Raw genomic sequence first — 15,316 nt, forward strand, 5'->3', positions numbered from 1 at the left:
AAAAGGTCCTATTCCCTGCCAAAAGAAAATATGGTATACTATTTTAAAAAGTAAAAGAAATAAAACAAGGAGGAAAAACCCCTGCTCGTCAATGAGCTCGCATTTTCCTTCGGAAAACAAGGAGGATTTATGAGAAAGTTAAGTAAGAAAGTAATTGCATTTGCACTTGCAGTTGTGATGTTTGTTACAGCCGGTGCAGCAGCACCGCAGGGAACTGTCGAGGTACAGGCAGCGAGCAGTAAGGTTTATATTATTGATAGTAACAAAAATATGGTATTTACTTATAAACCAGGGGATGGTTATACAGGATACTATACACTAATTACTATCATGGGCTGCAACAAGGCATCACAGATTAAAAAGTTAAAGAGCAGTAGTAAAGATGTTAAGGTTTATGCAAAAAACGGTTATATTCGTGCAGAATTTGGTAAGAAGGCAATTAAAAAAGCAACCATTACCTGTAAGGTTAAGGGCGTAAACCTGAAAGCTACATTGTCGGTTAAGAAGTACACCAATCCATGTTCATCTTTTAAACTTGGAAAAACCAATCTTACATCAAAATTCAGCAAAACAGATGTGTTTAAGACGAACAAGAATTATAAAAACCAGAAGCTGACCATTAAAATGAACAAAGGCTGGAAGATCACGAAAGTATATGTACAGAAAAAGAGTGGATCTTATACAACAGAAAGAATGAATAAAACCAGTTATTCTAAAAAGATCAGTTTAACAAATAACAGCGGTTATGTTTATGTGTACTGTTACAATGAAAAAACAAAAGTGTCAGAGTGTCTTGAAATCCGGGATGCAAGCTGGTATTAAAAATTATTTATAAATAACCATACAGGAAGAAGAACTATAGGCGAATGTTCTATAGTTCTTTTTTTATGCATAAAAATAAGCCTGTCTCATAGAATGAATTAAAAGAAACGGGGGGAGGCATATGGAAAATCTGAAAGTTTTGTTTCCGGTACATATCAGAGAAAAAATAAAGGATGATGGGTGGATGGACGGACTTGAAGAAATTCGTATCCGGGTAAATCAGCCAATCGAGCTTGAATATGCAGATGAAACACGCTGTCTGACAAATGCAGATGATAAGATAACAGGTGCTGATATTGCAGAGATGTTAAGCTATATCAGTGAGTATTCTCTGTATGCATATCAGGAGGAATTGCGGCAGGGCTATATTACGATCGAGGGGGGACACAGGATCGGAATTGCAGGGGAAATCGCAAAAGACAGGGAAGGGATTGCAGGGATAAAATATGTCAGCTTTATGAATATTCGTGTGGCACATGAAAAAAAAGGATGCGCAAAAGAAATTCTGCCCTATCTGAAAAACGGAAACAGTATCTATAATACATTGCTGGTATCAAAACCGGGAGCTGGAAAAACAACCTGTCTGCGTGACTGTATCCGCAGTCTTTCAAACGGGAAAGAGGGATGGGATGGCATGAAAATCTGTGTGCTGGATGAGAGGTCAGAGATCGCAGCCTGTCATTTGGGCATTCCGCAGAATGATATGGGAATGCGGACAGATGTTTTGTCCGGATGTGAAAAATCGGATGGAATGATACTCATGCTGCGTTCCATGTCCCCACAGATCATAGCAGTGGACGAACTTGGTGGGAAAAAGGATTTTGAAGCGGTCGAACAGGCAGCATATTCGGGAGTGCATATTCTTGGCACAGTGCATGCGGACACGGTGGAAGAATTATGGGAAAAGCCTTATCTGAGACAAGGAATAAAGAAAGGAATTTTTGAGCGGTTTATTCTGATCCGGCGCAGCCGGTCCGGAGAACGGGAGTTTCAGGTCTTTAACGGGAAAAGAGAAAGATTATGCTGAAACTGATAGGTGGTATTTTAGTTGCGGGTTCCGGAGTCGGACTTGCCGTAAGCATGATAGGTGAGATCAGACAGCATCTGCAAAGGCTGTACGAGATCCGGCAGCTTCTGTTAAATATTTCCGGGGAGGAGGCACTTGCATTGCTCCCGATGGAGCATATCCTGGATAAACCGGGGCTGACAAAAGATGCCGCGCTGCAAAAGGTATGCAGGGAGATCGCAGAAAGTCTTGCCGCGAAAAAAGAGGGAAGCGGAAGTGAGATCTGGCGGGAGGCATTTTGGAAAAACCAGAAAGAACTGGGGCTTCACGCGGCGGAACTTGAAATTACCGCAAATGCAGGTACCGCTTTTTTTGGCAGAAATATCAAAGAGAACGAGAAAATGCTTTCTATTTATTTAGAGAGACTTGATTTTGTGATCGGACAGGAGCGGAAAGAGCAGAGAGAAAAGCAGAAAGTGGCGGGGACCGTCAGTGTAATTGGGGGGATGATGTTGGTGATACTTTTGATATAGCATGGGAAAAACAGGTATATCAGGCAGTCAGGAGAGGGGAATTGGATTACGGATGAGTGTTAATTTGATATTTAAAATTGCAGCGGTCGGGATTTTAGTCACGGTCATCAGTCAGGTGTTAAAACACAGCGGAAGAGAGGAACATGCGTTTCTGACAAGTCTTGCAGGACTTTTGATCGTCCTCTTCTGGATCGTTCCATATATTTATGAATTGTTTGAGACCATGCAGTCGCTGTTTGCACTATAAAAATTACCGGGATGAAAACATCACGGGGCGGAGGGATGGTATGCAAACAGGTAAAAACAGGGCAAAAATGAGGCGTGAAATGGACATTTTAAGAATATCGGTTCTTGGTATCGCAGGCGTTCTTCTGGCTGTGTTACTGCAGAAAGAAAAAAGTGAATACAGTATGTTTATCAGTATGGCGGTCTGCATCTGCATTTTTATCTATATTATTGGAAAGGTGGAAACGGTCATTGACTTTGCAAAAAAAATGCAGTCGTTTGCTGCGGTGGATCAGACGTATATCACACTGATCTTAAAAATGGTCGGGATCACCTATGTGGCGGAGTTTGCAATGAATATCTGCAAAGATGCCGGATATGCGGCGGTTGGAAATCAGATCGAACTGTTTGCAAAACTGTCGATTTTAGTCTTAAGTATCCCGGTTTTAACCGTATTTTTAGAGACTGTCGGGAGTTTTTTATGAAGAAAAAGTGGGTTGTGTGCGTGGCATGTATTCTGATATTGTGCATGACAGCAGCAGTACCGGTTTTTGCTGCGGGAAAAAATGCGCAGAATGATAAAACGGATTATCTGGACGAGATGACAGGGGAACTGGACTTCTCGAAACTGGATCATTTTATGGGGCAGGATGCAGGGGATGGTGGGATCACATTCTCAGAGCTTGTGGAAGAATTGCTGCATCAGGAAAATCCGGGAACGGTATATAAACAGCTTGGCCCCTGGCTGGTCAGCCAATTATGTGAGTCGGTCCGCGAAAACCGCAAAATACTGGTGGAGGTGGTGCTGCTTGCCGTTTGTTTTTCCGTGCTTAAAAATTTTGCCGGTGCGTTTGCGTCATCTTATGTGTCGGATCTTTGCTTTATCCTTGTTTTCTGTGTCCTGGCAGTGCTGATGATGCAGTCATTTCTGACGTTCCGTGGCATTGTGTGCGGTGTGCTGGAGAAGAGTGTGGAATTTTTCCGGATCTTTATACCGACGTTTAGCATTGCGATGGTGTTTTCCGCGGGTGCCGGCAGCGCGTCAGGATTTTACCAGACGGCGTTTCTGATCATATATCTGATCGAGTGGCTGTTTCTTACCATTCTGGTGCCGATGATCCACATATACATATTGACGGTATTTATCAATTATTTTTTCGAGGAGGAAAAATTTGCAAATATGATGGAACTGATCGGCGGACTGATCCAGTGGATCATCCGGCTTGCCGGGATCATTGTGCTGGGGTTAAACGTCGTGCAGGGGATCGTGGCACCGGCGAAGGACAGGCTGCTTTACGGGACAGCAGGGCGGGCAATGGCAATGATCCCAGGGATCGGCAATGCGGTGAATGGAGTCAGTGAACTTTTGCTTGGCTCCGGGATCATGATCAAAAACTGTGTCGGTGCGGCAGCTCTGATCGTGCTGGTCATTTTAGTGTCGGTGCCGATGGCGCAGGCGGGATGTATCGTATTTTTTTATAAGGTAGCTGCCGCTGTGGTGGAGCCGGTTGCGGATAAGAGGATCGCCGGATGTTTAAAGGGGATGGCGCAGGGCGGGATGCTCTATTTAAAGCTGATGGGATATTGTGTGATGCTGATCTTTTTAACGATTGCACTGACGGTCGCATCTTCCGGTTTTATATATTGACTTTGATATCTTAGCTCATTTACAGAGAGGAAAATGGATGAACACGTTTGTGAAATATATTCAGAATTTTTTTGCACTTTTTCTGCTGCTTATGGTGGTAAGGCAGCTGATCCCAAATGGCAGATTAAAAAAATACATTTATTTTTTTACGGAACTGGTGTTTGTGATCGGTATCCTGCAGCCGTTTTTTTCTCTTTTTGGTGATGATGCTGATTTGCTGGATAAAATCCGGTATGAGACTTTTACGGAAAATTTAAGTGAGGCATCCAGGGATGTAAGCCGCATGGAATTTTTGCAGAATGATTATTACCGGAAAGAATATGAGGATGCGGCGGCACTGGATGTTCTGAGTACTGCGGATGGGTATTTAGATCCGTTTGGACTTGCGGGAAAGCGCGCTTCGGTGGAACTGACGGAAAATTATGAAGTGAAAAAAATCGTGCTTACGGTGGAGGAAAAAGAGGAGGATGACACGGAGGGGATGTTTGTGGAACAGGGAAAAGCACAGGGCAGCAAAGTCGTGCTTGACGGGCTGAAACAGAAACTTATGCAGTATTATGGGGTAGAGGAAGAACAGATACAGATTTCCTATGGTGGTGAAAGATGACGGAGAGACTGAAAGAGTTTTTACAGCAGAAAAAGTGGCGTCAGTTAAAAAAGACAGACTGGATCGCGGCTGCCCTTGTGGGGGTGCTTCTTCTTGTGGTGGCGATGCCTTCCGGTGGAACGGGCGTACATATATCGGAAAATAAAAAAGAGGACACCGCGCAGGAGAAAACGGAACAGAAATACGAAAAAAAGGACTATGCGGAGTATTTAGAGCATAAATTAGAACAGGTGTTAGGACAGATGGAAGGAGTGGGGAAAGTTTCTGTCATGGTCACGGTGGCAGATCAGGGGGAAGATATCATAGAAAAGGATAAGACAGAACATACATCCACAGTCACAAATACGGACAGCGGGAGTATGGAGATGACGACGGAAAAGGAAAGTGGGGAAGAGACGGTATATGAGGAGAGCGGCGGCGAAAAAGCTCCGTATGTCAGCAAAGAAATACTTCCGGAGATCGAGGGGGTGCTTGTGGTGGCAGAAGGGGGAGACAGCCCGCGGATCGTTTCTGATATTTCAGATGCCGTAAAGGCATTATTTCAGGTGGAGGCACATAGAATTAAGGTAGTAAAGATGAGTTCGAAGGAGGATGGAACGTGAAAAAGATATTTCAGAAAAACCAGCTGATTATTACAGCACTCGCGTTGATGATTGCGGTGGCGGGATATTTCAGTTACATGAACAATCACATTGATGACGGTACGGCAGCGGAGACGGCGGCAAATGCAGGTACAGATGCACTCAATGCAGAATATGAGATCTCGGATGAAGATCCACTGGCTGCAGAAGATATTTTTACGGATGAGGGAACCGGGGAGGAACTTGCACTTGTAGATGGAACGGAGACCGCGGATGCAGGAACCGGCGAAGATACATATGATGCGGCAGATGCAGCTATGGCGGATAGCCAGGGTGTTGCGGAAAATGTGGCAGACGGTCAGAATGATGCAGCAGATGTGAGTGCAGATGCAGCGGATGTGGCAGACATGACGTCCCAGGATGCAGAGGAGATTGAAAATCCCGGGGAGGCGGTTCTCACAAGTACCGGCACTGCAAATCTCGACTATGCAGCAAGAATGAAATTAAACCGCGAACAGATCCGGTCTAAAAATAAAGAGGCATTATTAGAGATCGTAAACAATGCATCCGTTGCAGATAACTTAAAGCAGGATGCCGTGAACAAGATGGTGGCGATGACGGATATCGCAGAGCGTGAAGCTGCGGCGGAAATGCTCTTAGAGGCAAAAGGATTTTCGGATGTTGTGGTCAGTATTACCGACGATAACTGCGATGTAGTACTTAATATGGGAGAAGTGACCGATACAAAAAGAGCACAGGTTGAGGATATTGTGAAGCGAAAAACCAATATTTCCGCAGACAAGATCGTGATCACTCCGATCGTGGTAACAGACGCCGAGTAGGGCGTCTGTTTTTTCATAGGAAATTACTTCCTATGAATCAAAAAGCCCTTCGGGCAGGATTCTTTCTTGGCATTTTACTTGATTTTTTTTTAGTTACAGTTTATCCTAATAAGGATAGAAGAGAGTACATTGCATGAAATGGATTTGCACATGCAGGAATGGAGACTTTAGCGTGAAAAATACATTTTTCACACGCAAGATTTGTGCTTCGCACAAACTTGTGATGCGCTTAAAAACAGCGCAAGAATGGAGATTAATATGAAAAGAGTATTTTTGATCGTACTTGACAGTGTTGGAATTGGAGAAATGCCGGATGCGGCAGATTACGGTGATGCTGGAAGCAATACCATAAGAGCAGCGGCATCCAGTCCGTATTTTTCCATGCCAAACATGAGAAAATTAGGATTTTTTAATATAGATGGAGTTAAGATCGGAGAGAAAGAAAAGAATCCCACCGGTTCCTTTGCAAGAATGACGGAGGTATCGAAGGGAAAAGATACGACCATCGGTCACTGGGAGATCGCGGGCATCATCTCAAACAGTCCGCTGCCGACTTACCCGAACGGATTCCCGCAGGAAATTTTAGATGAGTTTACGAAGAAAACTGGCAGGGGAGTGCTTTGCAACAAACCGTATTCGGGAACGGATGTGATCCGCGATTACGGCGAAGAACACATGAAAACGGGAAAACTGATCGTATATACGTCTGCGGATTCGGTATTTCAGGTGGCAGCGCACGAGGATGTCGTGCCGGTTGAGACACTTTACGAATACTGTAAGATCGCAAGGGAGATACTGACCGGGGAAAACGGTGTGGGACGTGTGATCGCAAGACCGTTTGTCGGTATGCCGGGCAATTTCACAAGAACGGTAAGACGTCATGATTTTTCCCTGCAGCCGCCAAAGGTGACGATGTTAGATCAGTTGTGCGGACATGGATATGACGTGCGTTCTGTGGGTAAGATCATTGATATTTTTGCAGAAAAAGGTATCAAAGAGTATGTGCGCACGACCGGAAATGAGGACGGAATCAACAAAACGCTTGATTATATGAAACAGGATTTTGAGGGACTTTGTTTTACAAATCTTGTAGATTATGATATGCTCTACGGGCACCGTAATGACGTGGAGGGCTACGCAAAGGCGCTGACTTATTTTGATGAGCGTCTGCCGGAGCTTCTCGCTGCAATGAGAGACGAGGATATCTTAATGATCACGGCAGATCACGGATGTGATCCGAGTACGCCATCAACCGATCATTCCAGAGAATATACACCACTTGTAATGTATGGAAAACCGATCAGAGCGGGTGTTAATTACGGAACCAGAAGCTGCTTTTCGGATATTGCAGCAACCATTCTTGCTTATTTTGATATAGAGCCGGAATGTGCGGGAGAAGCGATCCCGATTTTATAAGGATTTTTGGAGGATAAAAAAGTTTTGGCTGATTTAAGAAAAGAGATAGAAAAAAGACGTACATTTGCAATTATTTCCCACCCGGATGCAGGTAAGACAACCCTGACAGAGAAGTTCCTGCTCTATGGAGGAGCGATCAATCTTGCTGGTTCTGTCAAGGGAAAGGCAACTGCACGCCATGCGGTATCTGACTGGATGGAGATCGAGAAGGAGAGAGGTATTTCCGTTACTTCTTCTGTGCTGCAGTTCAATTATGGAGGTTACTGCATCAATATTCTGGATACACCGGGACATCAGGACTTCTCGGAGGATACCTATCGTACCCTGATGGCTGCGGATTCTGCAGTCATGGTTATCGATGGATCTAAGGGTGTCGAGGCACAGACGAGAAAATTATTTAAGGTCTGCGTGATGCGCCATATCCCGATCTTTACTTTTATCAATAAGATGGATCGTGATGCGAATGATACGTTTGATTTGTTAGACGAGATCGAAAAGGAGCTTGGAATCGCAACCTGTCCGGTAAACTGGCCGATCGGTTCCGGAAAGAATTTTAAGGGTGTATATGACCGCAACACAAAAGAGGTCATGACATTTTCGGATACGCTTAAGGGAACAAAAGAGGGAACGGAAAAGCATATTGCAGCAGATGATCCTGCATTGATCGATGAGATCGGACAGGACGCATACGATAAGCTGATGGAGGAGATTGAGCTTCTCGACGGAGCAAGTGCGGAATTTGATATGGATCTTGTTACAAAGGGAGAACTTTCACCGGTATTTTTCGGATCTGCCCTGACAAACTTTGGTGTTGAGACATTTTTACAGCATTTCTTAAAAATGACATATTCCCCGCTGCCGCGTAAGGCTGATATTGGGGAGATCGATCCGTTTGATGAGCATTTTTCCGCATTTGTATTTAAGATACAGGCAAACATGAATAAGGCGCACCGTGACCGTATCGCATTTATGCGTATCTGTTCCGGAAAATTTACCGCCGGTATGGAGGTTACGCATGTACAGGGAGGCAATAAAAAGATCAAACTGTCACAGCCGCAGCAGATGATGGCACAGGAGCGTCATATCGTAGATGAGGCGTATGCGGGGGATATCATCGGTGTGTTCGATCCGGGCATTTTCTCAATCGGAGATACGCTTACCACAGCAAAACCGTTCCAGTTTGAAGGAATCCCTACCTTTGCACCGGAACATTTTGCAAGAGTGCGTCAGGTAGATACCATGAAACGTAAACAGTTCATGAAAGGTATGCAGCAGATCGCACAGGAAGGTGCGATCCAGATTTTTCAGGAATACAATATGGGTATGGAGGAAGTCATTGTCGGCGTTGTTGGTGTCCTTCAGTTTGATGTTTTAAAATACCGTCTGGAAAATGAATACAATGTAGAGATCCGTATGGACAACCTGCCATATGAGCATATCCGCTGGATCGAGAATGAGGATATTGATATGGACAGGCTTGTCGGAACTTCGGACATGAAGAAGATTCAGGACTTAAAAGGCAGACCGCTACTCCTGTTTGTCAACTCCTGGAGTGTCGGTATGGTGCTTGACCGTAATGAGGGACTGGTTCTTTCTGAGTTTGGGCGTGAGTAAAAGGAAAGGTCTGGCTGACCAAATCTGTAATACGGGTATTGTCAGTATTATGTGAATTTAAACATCAGGAAAAGGAAAACAGAAAATGGCAGTTATCACAATTACAAAAGATAATTTTGAAAATGAAGTACTTGGTGCGAAACTCCCGGTTGTACTTGATTTCTGGGCAGAGTGGTGTGCACCGTGCAAGATGCAGTCTCCGGTGATCGAAGCGCTTGCAGAAGAATTAGATGGCAAAGTCATATTCGGCAAGGTCAATGTTGATGAGGAAGCTGCGCTGGCATTGAAATATCAGATCATGAGCATTCCGACACTGGTTGTCATGAAATACGGACTGTTCCAGAACCGTGCAGTCGGGCTGCAGACAAGAGAAGAAATCATGGATATGATCGCACAGATCAAAGAAGATTAGCGATTATTTGCATCAGGCATAGCCATGCGAAACCCATTAGTTTATGAATGCTGCCATTATCAGGGCATTCATAAACTGAAAAATGAGTTTTGTTTCCGGACTTATGCCTTATTTTTTTGGTAAGCAGCTTTCTCTGCCTGCATTTCCAGATACAACCGCATTACATTCCATTTCCGGTTTGTCGGGGTTAGAACAGCTTTATAATCAATGGTAACCTGATCTCTGCGGAGCGCAAGCAGAAGTTTATCCATCTTCTTCTCTGGAAAATCACAGAATACGATCAGGCTTTCTGATGGAACTTCCCCGGAAAAAGGGTTTAACAGAGGGGACGAGGTCTTACTTACGATCATTTCTAATGTTTTTAAATAATCAGTGGCAGGAACTAACTCTATCCGGATTTTCAAAACCCCTGCTATTTGCTTTAATTTCTTTAAATTATCATCATCTAAATGAAATACCAGTAATTTTTCCATACATAACTCCGTTTCAAATTTATAGGACAGGCATATTATAAAATTTTTTGTGCGGGGTGTAAACAACTTTTGATAGTGTGATTTCAATCTATCTTACAAATGCTGGTTTGTGGTTGACATGCGTCGCCCGTCCAAATGGTGTGTCGTAGGTCTGTGAATGGCATTTTGCGCAAAGCCGGAGTTAATTTTGGTTCCGTTGTACGAAAATAAGAAAAGTCTAAGTGTGTCTGAGTTAGATTTTCTCGGAGTGACGTGACCGGCAACAACGAGTCATCCATGACTCGATGCTGCCTTGTTCTGCCATCCGTGGCAGAACATCACTGTATACCTACGGACACACTAAGATTTTCTAATTTTCTCCCAAAGTCACAAAATTACTTCGGCTTTGCGCAAGATGCCAGACTTCAGGTTATGAACACCATTTGGGCGGGCGGTTCATCTCAAAACTGGGGGCGTAGGTGCGAATTTTCCAGTATTATCAAACCAATAATAATCCATTAAACATAGTTATTTGGAAATATTTTTTTTAACAGATTCAGACATAAAAACACTAAAAATTTACACCTGCCAAAGTTGTAAAATGAGTTCCCCGGCGAAGGGTGTTTCACAACCTTGCGGCTGGCAAATCGCATCAAGCCGGGATTGCTTTTGTGACTTTGGGAGAAAATTAGAAACTCTTAGGATGCCTGTTCGTAACATAGTGTTGTGCTGCCATGGACGGCAGCACAAGTCCTAATGTGCCCGGACGGCACATTTAGGACGCACACGTCACTCCGCCCCAACCTGAATCAGGCATGCTTAGAGTTTCTTATTTTCGGACAACGGAAACAAAACGGTCTCGGCTTGATGCAATTTGCCAATCGAAAACCCCCGGAACCACCCTACACGAGGAAACTCATATCACCCACAAACCAGCATTTATCGGGGAGCCCATAATGTATTGGAAAATGACACAAAAAAGCTGTATAGAAGAAAAAATGTTGTTATAATTAATAGAAAAAGCAGAAAGGAACATGATCTATGAAAATAGCAATTATAACAGGAGCTTCAAGCGGACTCGGCAGTGAATTTGTAAGACAGATCAGCAGAAAGGAAAAATTAGGTGAAATATGGGTGATCGCGCGCAGAAAAGGACGCTTGACTGCATTACAAAAAGAAAGTCAGACACATCTTAGAATCATTACTGGGGATCTGACAAAGCCAGAGACGCTGCGGGAGATAGAGGCAATGCTCTGGAAGGAGAAGCCGGATGTGCGCATATTAGTCAATGCGGCAGGGTATGGAAAGATCGGTTCCTGGCGGGATATCAAAAGAAGCGATGTGGATGGCATGATCGATTTGAACTGTAAGGCTGCTGTTGCCATGACGCAGATCACACTGCCTTTTATGAAACGTGGGGCACGTATTTTACAGATCTGCTCGACAGCAGCGTTTCAGCCTTTCCCATATCTTAGTGTTTATGCGGCAACAAAAGCATTTTTATACCGTTATAGCAGGGCACTGCGTGTAGAACTTTATGGAACAGGAATCCGTGTGACTGCCGTCTGCCCATACTGGATCAAAGATACAGAGTTTATCGGCAGGGCAAAAAAGAGTAGTGACAGTTCTTACATCCGAAGTTTCCCACTTGCTTCCCGTCAGAAAAATGTAGTATATTATGCATTATCAGATGCGAAACTTGGACTCGCGGTATCCACACCGGGTATCGTCTGCACTCTGCACCGGGCAGCCGCAAAAATAATCCCGGCAGATCTGATGATGGGGATGTGGGCTCTGATACGGAGAATATAAACATAATTTACAATAATGAACGCATTGCATTTTTTCCTAAGAGGTGTTATATTAAGAATAAAAACAGGAGCAATCGCCCACAAGTGGTTGATCTATTAATGGATTAGCAGAAAGCCACCCAGTAACCGCCAAGTATACGAGGGTGGTTTTTTGCTATGTAAAAATAGCTATTTGCAGAACGTAAAAATAAACGTCAGCAATGCCAGAAGGAAAAGACCAAACTGCATCAAATCCCGAAAATCAAAATGATTTTTCTTCATTGGCACCACCTCCATTCATGTGAATAGAGGTCAACACACCCAGTAACACGATACTCTGTTTCTATATTTGTATATTAAGATAAGTACATTTTTTATACAATCTATATATATTTTAAAATTACCATTTATCCCCTTGACAAATCCACATATCGGTACTATCATAAACATATGAACAGATAAGAATATGTTCAAATGATAATGTGAACGACCGGAGGTGTAAGATTTGGCAATAAACGATGTACCATGCTGTGAGGCATATGAAGTCCATGAAGATAAGATCAAAGCGGCAAGTGAACAGATGCCGGACGAGGATGAATTATATGATCTTGCCGAACTGTTTAAGGTATTCGGAGATTCCACGAGAATCCGGATTCTGTTCGTACTGTTTCAGTCTGAGATGTGTGTATGTGATCTGGCGCAGTCGCTGAACATGAACCAGTCGGCAATTTCACATCAGCTTAAGATTTTAAAACAGGCAAAGCTTGTGACCGGACGACGTGAAGGAAAGTCCGTGATCTATTCACTGGCAGATGAACATGTAAGGACTATCATTGACCAGGGAAGAGAACATATCGAAGAGTAAGTAAAAACAAAATTCATATTAAAAAGAAAATGGAGGAAGAGGTAATGAAAAAGAAATTCAAACTTGAGGATCTTGACTGTGCAAACTGCGCAGCAAAAATGGAAGAGGCAATCAAAAAAATCGAAGGTGTTAACGACGCAAGTGTCAGTTTCATGACACAGAAAATGATGGTAGATGCTGTAGATGACAAATTTGATGACATCATGAAAGAAGTAGTAAAAGTCTGCGCAAAGGTTGAACCGGACTGCAAGATCTTACTGTAAGAAAAATCCAAATAAAACAATAACATAGTTGTGTGTGACAATCGGTCTCATACAGGAAAAGCCCGGTTATGCAAAAGGAGTGCTGCACATGAACATATATCTGCGCAAAATAAAAAGACGCAGGAGAAAAGATATCAGGCAGCACGTTGTATGAAATACATGTATACCGGGCTTACAAAAAAGAAAACATATGAATACATGAACATATGAAATAAAAGTAGAAAAGAGGAAACGATATGACATCAAAACAGAAAAAAATGCTGTACCGTATTATCACTGCATTTGTGCTGTTTGTAGTGTTAATGGTTTTAGAACATACCGGAGTATTAGAGCAGTTACCGGGTCAGTGGATTGTATTTCTGATCTATCTGATCCCATATCTGGTGATTGGTTATGACATTGTCTTTAAGGCGGTAAGAAACATCAGTCACGGACAGGTGTTTGATGAAAACTTCCTGATGATGGTCGCAACCTTTGGTGCATTTGGTGTAAAAGAATACTCGGAAGCAGTTGCAGTTATGCTGTTTTATCAGGTTGGAGAGCTGTTCCAGAATTATGCGGTCGGCAAATCCAGACAGTCTATTTCTGATATGATGAATATCTGTCCGGAGTATGCAAATATAGAGGAAGATGGCGTGTTAACGCAGGTAGATCCGGATGATGTGGAAGTGGGAAGCATCATTGTTGTAAAACCGGGCGAGCGTATCCCGCTTGATGGAATCGTGACAGAGGGAACATCCATGATCGATACAGCTGCACTGACCGGTGAATCTGTACCACGCAGGGCAACCGTCGGTGATGAGATCATCAGCGGTTGTGTGAATGGAAGCAGTACGATCAAAGTAAAAGTAACAAAAGCATTCGAAGATTCTACGGTAGCCCGTATTTTAGAACTGGTAGAGAATGCAAGCAGCAAAAAAGCAAAAGTGGAGAACTTTATCACCAGATTTGCAAAATACTATACACCGGTTGTTACCATCGGTGCAGTGATTTTAGCAATCTTACCTCCGCTGATCTTAGGCGGCGGCTGGGCAGACTGGATACAGAGAGCATGTATCTTCCTTGTTATTTCCTGCCCATGTGCACTTGTTATTTCCGTTCCGCTTGGTTTCTTTGGTGGAATTGGTGCCTCCTCTAAGATTGGTATTTTAGTAAAAGGAAGCAACTATTTAGAGGCAGTTGCCGAGATGACAACGATCGTTTTTGATAAGACCGGTACGCTGACAAAAGGTGAATTTAAAGTTTCTGAAGTCCTGCCATCTGCAGAGAAAAATAACACGATTGGAAAAGAAGAATTATTGGAGATCGCAGCCTACGGTGAAGGGTATTCCAACCATCCGATTGCAAACTCGATCCGTGAAGCATACGGAAAAACGCTTTCCATGGAGCGTGTTACAGATACGGAGGAGATCGCCGGACACGGTATCCATACATTTATTGATGGCAGGGAAGTATACCTTGGTAATGCAAAACTGATGGAGGCGCAGAATATCGCCTACACGGAAAACAAGACTGCCGGAACAGTTGTCTATGTGGCATGTAACAATGTATTTGCCGGAAGTATCGTAATTTCAGATACAGTCAAAGAAGGCAGTAAAAATGCAATCGCTGATATGAAAAAGGTCGGTGTGAAAAAGACGGTAATGCTGACTGGAGACAGACAGGCGGCGGCAGATGCTGTTGCAGCAGAACTTGGCATTGATGAAGTGCATGCAGAACTGCTCCCGGCAGATAAAGTTGGAGAAGTGGAGAAGTTATTAGGTTCACAGAATGAAAAAGAACGGCTTGCGTTCGTCGGAGATGGTATCAATGACGCACCGGTACTCACGAGGGCAGATATCGGAATTGCCATGGGAAGCATGGGATCGGATGCAGCGATCGAGGCAGCGGATATTGTGCTTATGGATGATGATATCCGAAAAATCGCATCACTCGTTAAAATTGCAAGAAAGACACTTGGCATTGTAAAACAGAATATTGTATTTGCACTTGCCATCAAGGCCCTGGTATTATTATTAGGTGCCCTTGGTATGGCAAATATGTGGGAAGCAGTATTCGCAGATGTCGGAGTTTCTGTGATCGCAATTTTAAACTCCATGCGTACGCTGAATACAAAATAGAAAATGAAAGATAAAACATGAAACATGAAAAAGACGACAAATGATAAAATTTCTCATTTGCCGTTTTTTAGTTGAAAATGGAAAAATGAGGGTATATAATCGTTAAAATATTACAGAGAG

General features: G+C 43.4%; 17 protein-coding genes. 16 read left to right on the forward strand and 1 reads right to left on the reverse strand.

All coding sequences use genetic code 11. The features are described from left to right. Positions 1-129 precede the first annotated feature (129 nt). From H8S51_RS08605 to trxA, 12 genes are all read left to right on the forward strand, one after another. Positions 130-822 carry a hypothetical protein gene (locus H8S51_RS08605; RefSeq protein WP_117919263.1) on the forward strand — a complete coding sequence of 231 codons (693 nt, stop codon included), beginning with the start codon at positions 130-132 and terminating at the stop codon, positions 820-822. A 121-nt stretch (positions 823-943) separates the two neighbouring features. After that, positions 944-1,849 carry a stage III sporulation protein AA gene (gene spoIIIAA / locus H8S51_RS08610; RefSeq protein ID WP_117919265.1) on the forward strand — a complete coding sequence of 302 codons (906 nt, stop codon included), beginning with the start codon at positions 944-946 and terminating at the stop codon, positions 1,847-1,849. Then, complete coding sequence (locus H8S51_RS08615) at positions 1,843-2,361, forward strand: stage III sporulation protein AB (RefSeq protein WP_117919267.1); 519 nt, start codon at positions 1,843-1,845, stop codon at positions 2,359-2,361. The genes spoIIIAA and H8S51_RS08615 overlap by 7 nt, the downstream gene beginning before the upstream one ends. A 52-nt stretch (positions 2,362-2,413) precedes the next feature. After that, positions 2,414-2,608, forward strand: coding sequence for a stage III sporulation protein AC (gene spoIIIAC, locus H8S51_RS08620; protein WP_006857619.1), 195 nt, complete (start codon positions 2,414-2,416; stop codon positions 2,606-2,608). A gap of 79 nt (positions 2,609-2,687) precedes the next feature. Next, entirely contained in the window at positions 2,688-3,071 is a 384-nt protein-coding gene (spoIIIAD, locus tag H8S51_RS08625; protein WP_186899561.1) for a stage III sporulation protein AD, read from the forward strand. Further along, on the forward strand, positions 3,068-4,234 hold the full coding sequence (locus H8S51_RS08630; RefSeq protein ID WP_186899562.1) for a stage III sporulation protein AE: 1,167 nt from the start codon (positions 3,068-3,070) through the stop codon (positions 4,232-4,234). The genes spoIIIAD and H8S51_RS08630 overlap by 4 nt, the downstream gene beginning before the upstream one ends. 37 nt (positions 4,235-4,271) lie before the next feature. Continuing rightward, complete coding sequence (locus H8S51_RS08635) at positions 4,272-4,841, forward strand: stage III sporulation protein AF (protein ID WP_186899563.1); 570 nt, start codon at positions 4,272-4,274, stop codon at positions 4,839-4,841. Further along, on the forward strand, positions 4,838-5,443 hold the full coding sequence (locus tag H8S51_RS08640) for a stage III sporulation protein AG (RefSeq protein ID WP_117919272.1): 606 nt from the start codon (positions 4,838-4,840) through the stop codon (positions 5,441-5,443). Before H8S51_RS08635 ends, H8S51_RS08640 begins: the two co-directional genes overlap by 4 nt. Then, complete coding sequence (locus tag H8S51_RS08645; protein ID WP_186899564.1) at positions 5,440-6,264, forward strand: SpoIIIAH-like family protein; 825 nt, start codon at positions 5,440-5,442, stop codon at positions 6,262-6,264. Before H8S51_RS08640 ends, H8S51_RS08645 begins: the two co-directional genes overlap by 4 nt. 258 nt (positions 6,265-6,522) lie before the next feature. Next, on the forward strand, positions 6,523-7,680 hold the full coding sequence (locus H8S51_RS08650; protein WP_186899565.1) for a phosphopentomutase: 1,158 nt from the start codon (positions 6,523-6,525) through the stop codon (positions 7,678-7,680). A 24-nt stretch (positions 7,681-7,704) separates the two neighbouring features. After that, positions 7,705-9,294, forward strand: a complete 1,590-nt coding sequence (locus H8S51_RS08655; RefSeq protein ID WP_118209040.1) for a peptide chain release factor 3 — start codon at positions 7,705-7,707, stop codon at positions 9,292-9,294. An 85-nt stretch (positions 9,295-9,379) separates the two neighbouring features. Beyond that, the gene (trxA, locus tag H8S51_RS08660) at positions 9,380-9,706 is read left to right on the forward strand and encodes a thioredoxin (RefSeq protein WP_117919284.1); all 327 of its coding nucleotides are present in this window, start codon (positions 9,380-9,382) and stop codon (positions 9,704-9,706) included. Between the two features lie 101 nt (positions 9,707-9,807). Here the strand turns inward: trxA and H8S51_RS08665 are convergent, their stop codons facing one another. Next, complete coding sequence (locus tag H8S51_RS08665; RefSeq protein ID WP_186899566.1) at positions 9,808-10,179, reverse strand: DUF3783 domain-containing protein; 372 nt, start codon at positions 10,177-10,179, stop codon at positions 9,808-9,810. 1,020 nt (positions 10,180-11,199) lie between these two features. Between H8S51_RS08665 and H8S51_RS08670 the strand changes: the two genes are divergently transcribed. The 4 genes from H8S51_RS08670 to H8S51_RS08685 all read left to right on the forward strand — a co-directional run bounded on the left by H8S51_RS08670 (position 11,200) and on the right by H8S51_RS08685 (position 15,196). Further along, positions 11,200-11,970, forward strand: a complete 771-nt coding sequence (locus tag H8S51_RS08670) for an SDR family NAD(P)-dependent oxidoreductase (RefSeq protein ID WP_186899567.1) — start codon at positions 11,200-11,202, stop codon at positions 11,968-11,970. A 483-nt stretch (positions 11,971-12,453) separates the two neighbouring features. Beyond that, complete coding sequence (locus H8S51_RS08675) at positions 12,454-12,813, forward strand: ArsR/SmtB family transcription factor (protein WP_117922636.1); 360 nt, start codon at positions 12,454-12,456, stop codon at positions 12,811-12,813. A gap of 44 nt (positions 12,814-12,857) precedes the next feature. Then, a complete protein-coding gene (locus H8S51_RS08680; RefSeq protein WP_117922635.1) occupies positions 12,858-13,076 on the forward strand; it encodes a cation transporter in 219 nt (72 codons plus the stop codon). A gap of 236 nt (positions 13,077-13,312) precedes the next feature. Beyond that, positions 13,313-15,196 carry a heavy metal translocating P-type ATPase gene (locus tag H8S51_RS08685; protein ID WP_186899568.1) on the forward strand — a complete coding sequence of 628 codons (1,884 nt, stop codon included), beginning with the start codon at positions 13,313-13,315 and terminating at the stop codon, positions 15,194-15,196. The last annotated feature ends 120 nt before the right edge of the window (positions 15,197-15,316 follow it).

It is taken from the genome of Roseburia rectibacter (genome assembly GCF_014287515.2).
Classification (GTDB): domain Bacteria; phylum Bacillota; class Clostridia; order Lachnospirales; family Lachnospiraceae; genus Roseburia; species Roseburia rectibacter.

Coding starts and splice junctions, on each gene's coding strand:
- H8S51_RS08685 (WP_186899568.1), top strand. CDS start 13,313: ATGACATCAAAACAGAAAAAAATGCTGTACCGTATTATCACTGCATTT.
- trxA (WP_117919284.1), top strand. CDS start 9,380: ATGGCAGTTATCACAATTACAAAAGATAATTTTGAAAATGAAGTACTT.
- H8S51_RS08605 (WP_117919263.1), top strand. CDS start 130: ATGAGAAAGTTAAGTAAGAAAGTAATTGCATTTGCACTTGCAGTTGTG.
- H8S51_RS08635 (WP_186899563.1), top strand. CDS start 4,272: ATGAACACGTTTGTGAAATATATTCAGAATTTTTTTGCACTTTTTCTG.
- H8S51_RS08650 (WP_186899565.1), top strand. CDS start 6,523: ATGAAAAGAGTATTTTTGATCGTACTTGACAGTGTTGGAATTGGAGAA.
- H8S51_RS08670 (WP_186899567.1), top strand. CDS start 11,200: ATGAAAATAGCAATTATAACAGGAGCTTCAAGCGGACTCGGCAGTGAA.
- spoIIIAC (WP_006857619.1), top strand. CDS start 2,414: ATGAGTGTTAATTTGATATTTAAAATTGCAGCGGTCGGGATTTTAGTC.
- spoIIIAA (WP_117919265.1), top strand. CDS start 944: ATGGAAAATCTGAAAGTTTTGTTTCCGGTACATATCAGAGAAAAAATA.
- H8S51_RS08640 (WP_117919272.1), top strand. CDS start 4,838: ATGACGGAGAGACTGAAAGAGTTTTTACAGCAGAAAAAGTGGCGTCAG.
- H8S51_RS08615 (WP_117919267.1), top strand. CDS start 1,843: ATGCTGAAACTGATAGGTGGTATTTTAGTTGCGGGTTCCGGAGTCGGA.
- H8S51_RS08630 (WP_186899562.1), top strand. CDS start 3,068: ATGAAGAAAAAGTGGGTTGTGTGCGTGGCATGTATTCTGATATTGTGC.
- H8S51_RS08665 (WP_186899566.1), bottom strand. CDS start 10,179: ATGGAAAAATTACTGGTATTTCATTTAGATGATGATAATTTAAAGAAA.
- H8S51_RS08680 (WP_117922635.1), top strand. CDS start 12,858: ATGAAAAAGAAATTCAAACTTGAGGATCTTGACTGTGCAAACTGCGCA.
- spoIIIAD (WP_186899561.1), top strand. CDS start 2,688: ATGGACATTTTAAGAATATCGGTTCTTGGTATCGCAGGCGTTCTTCTG.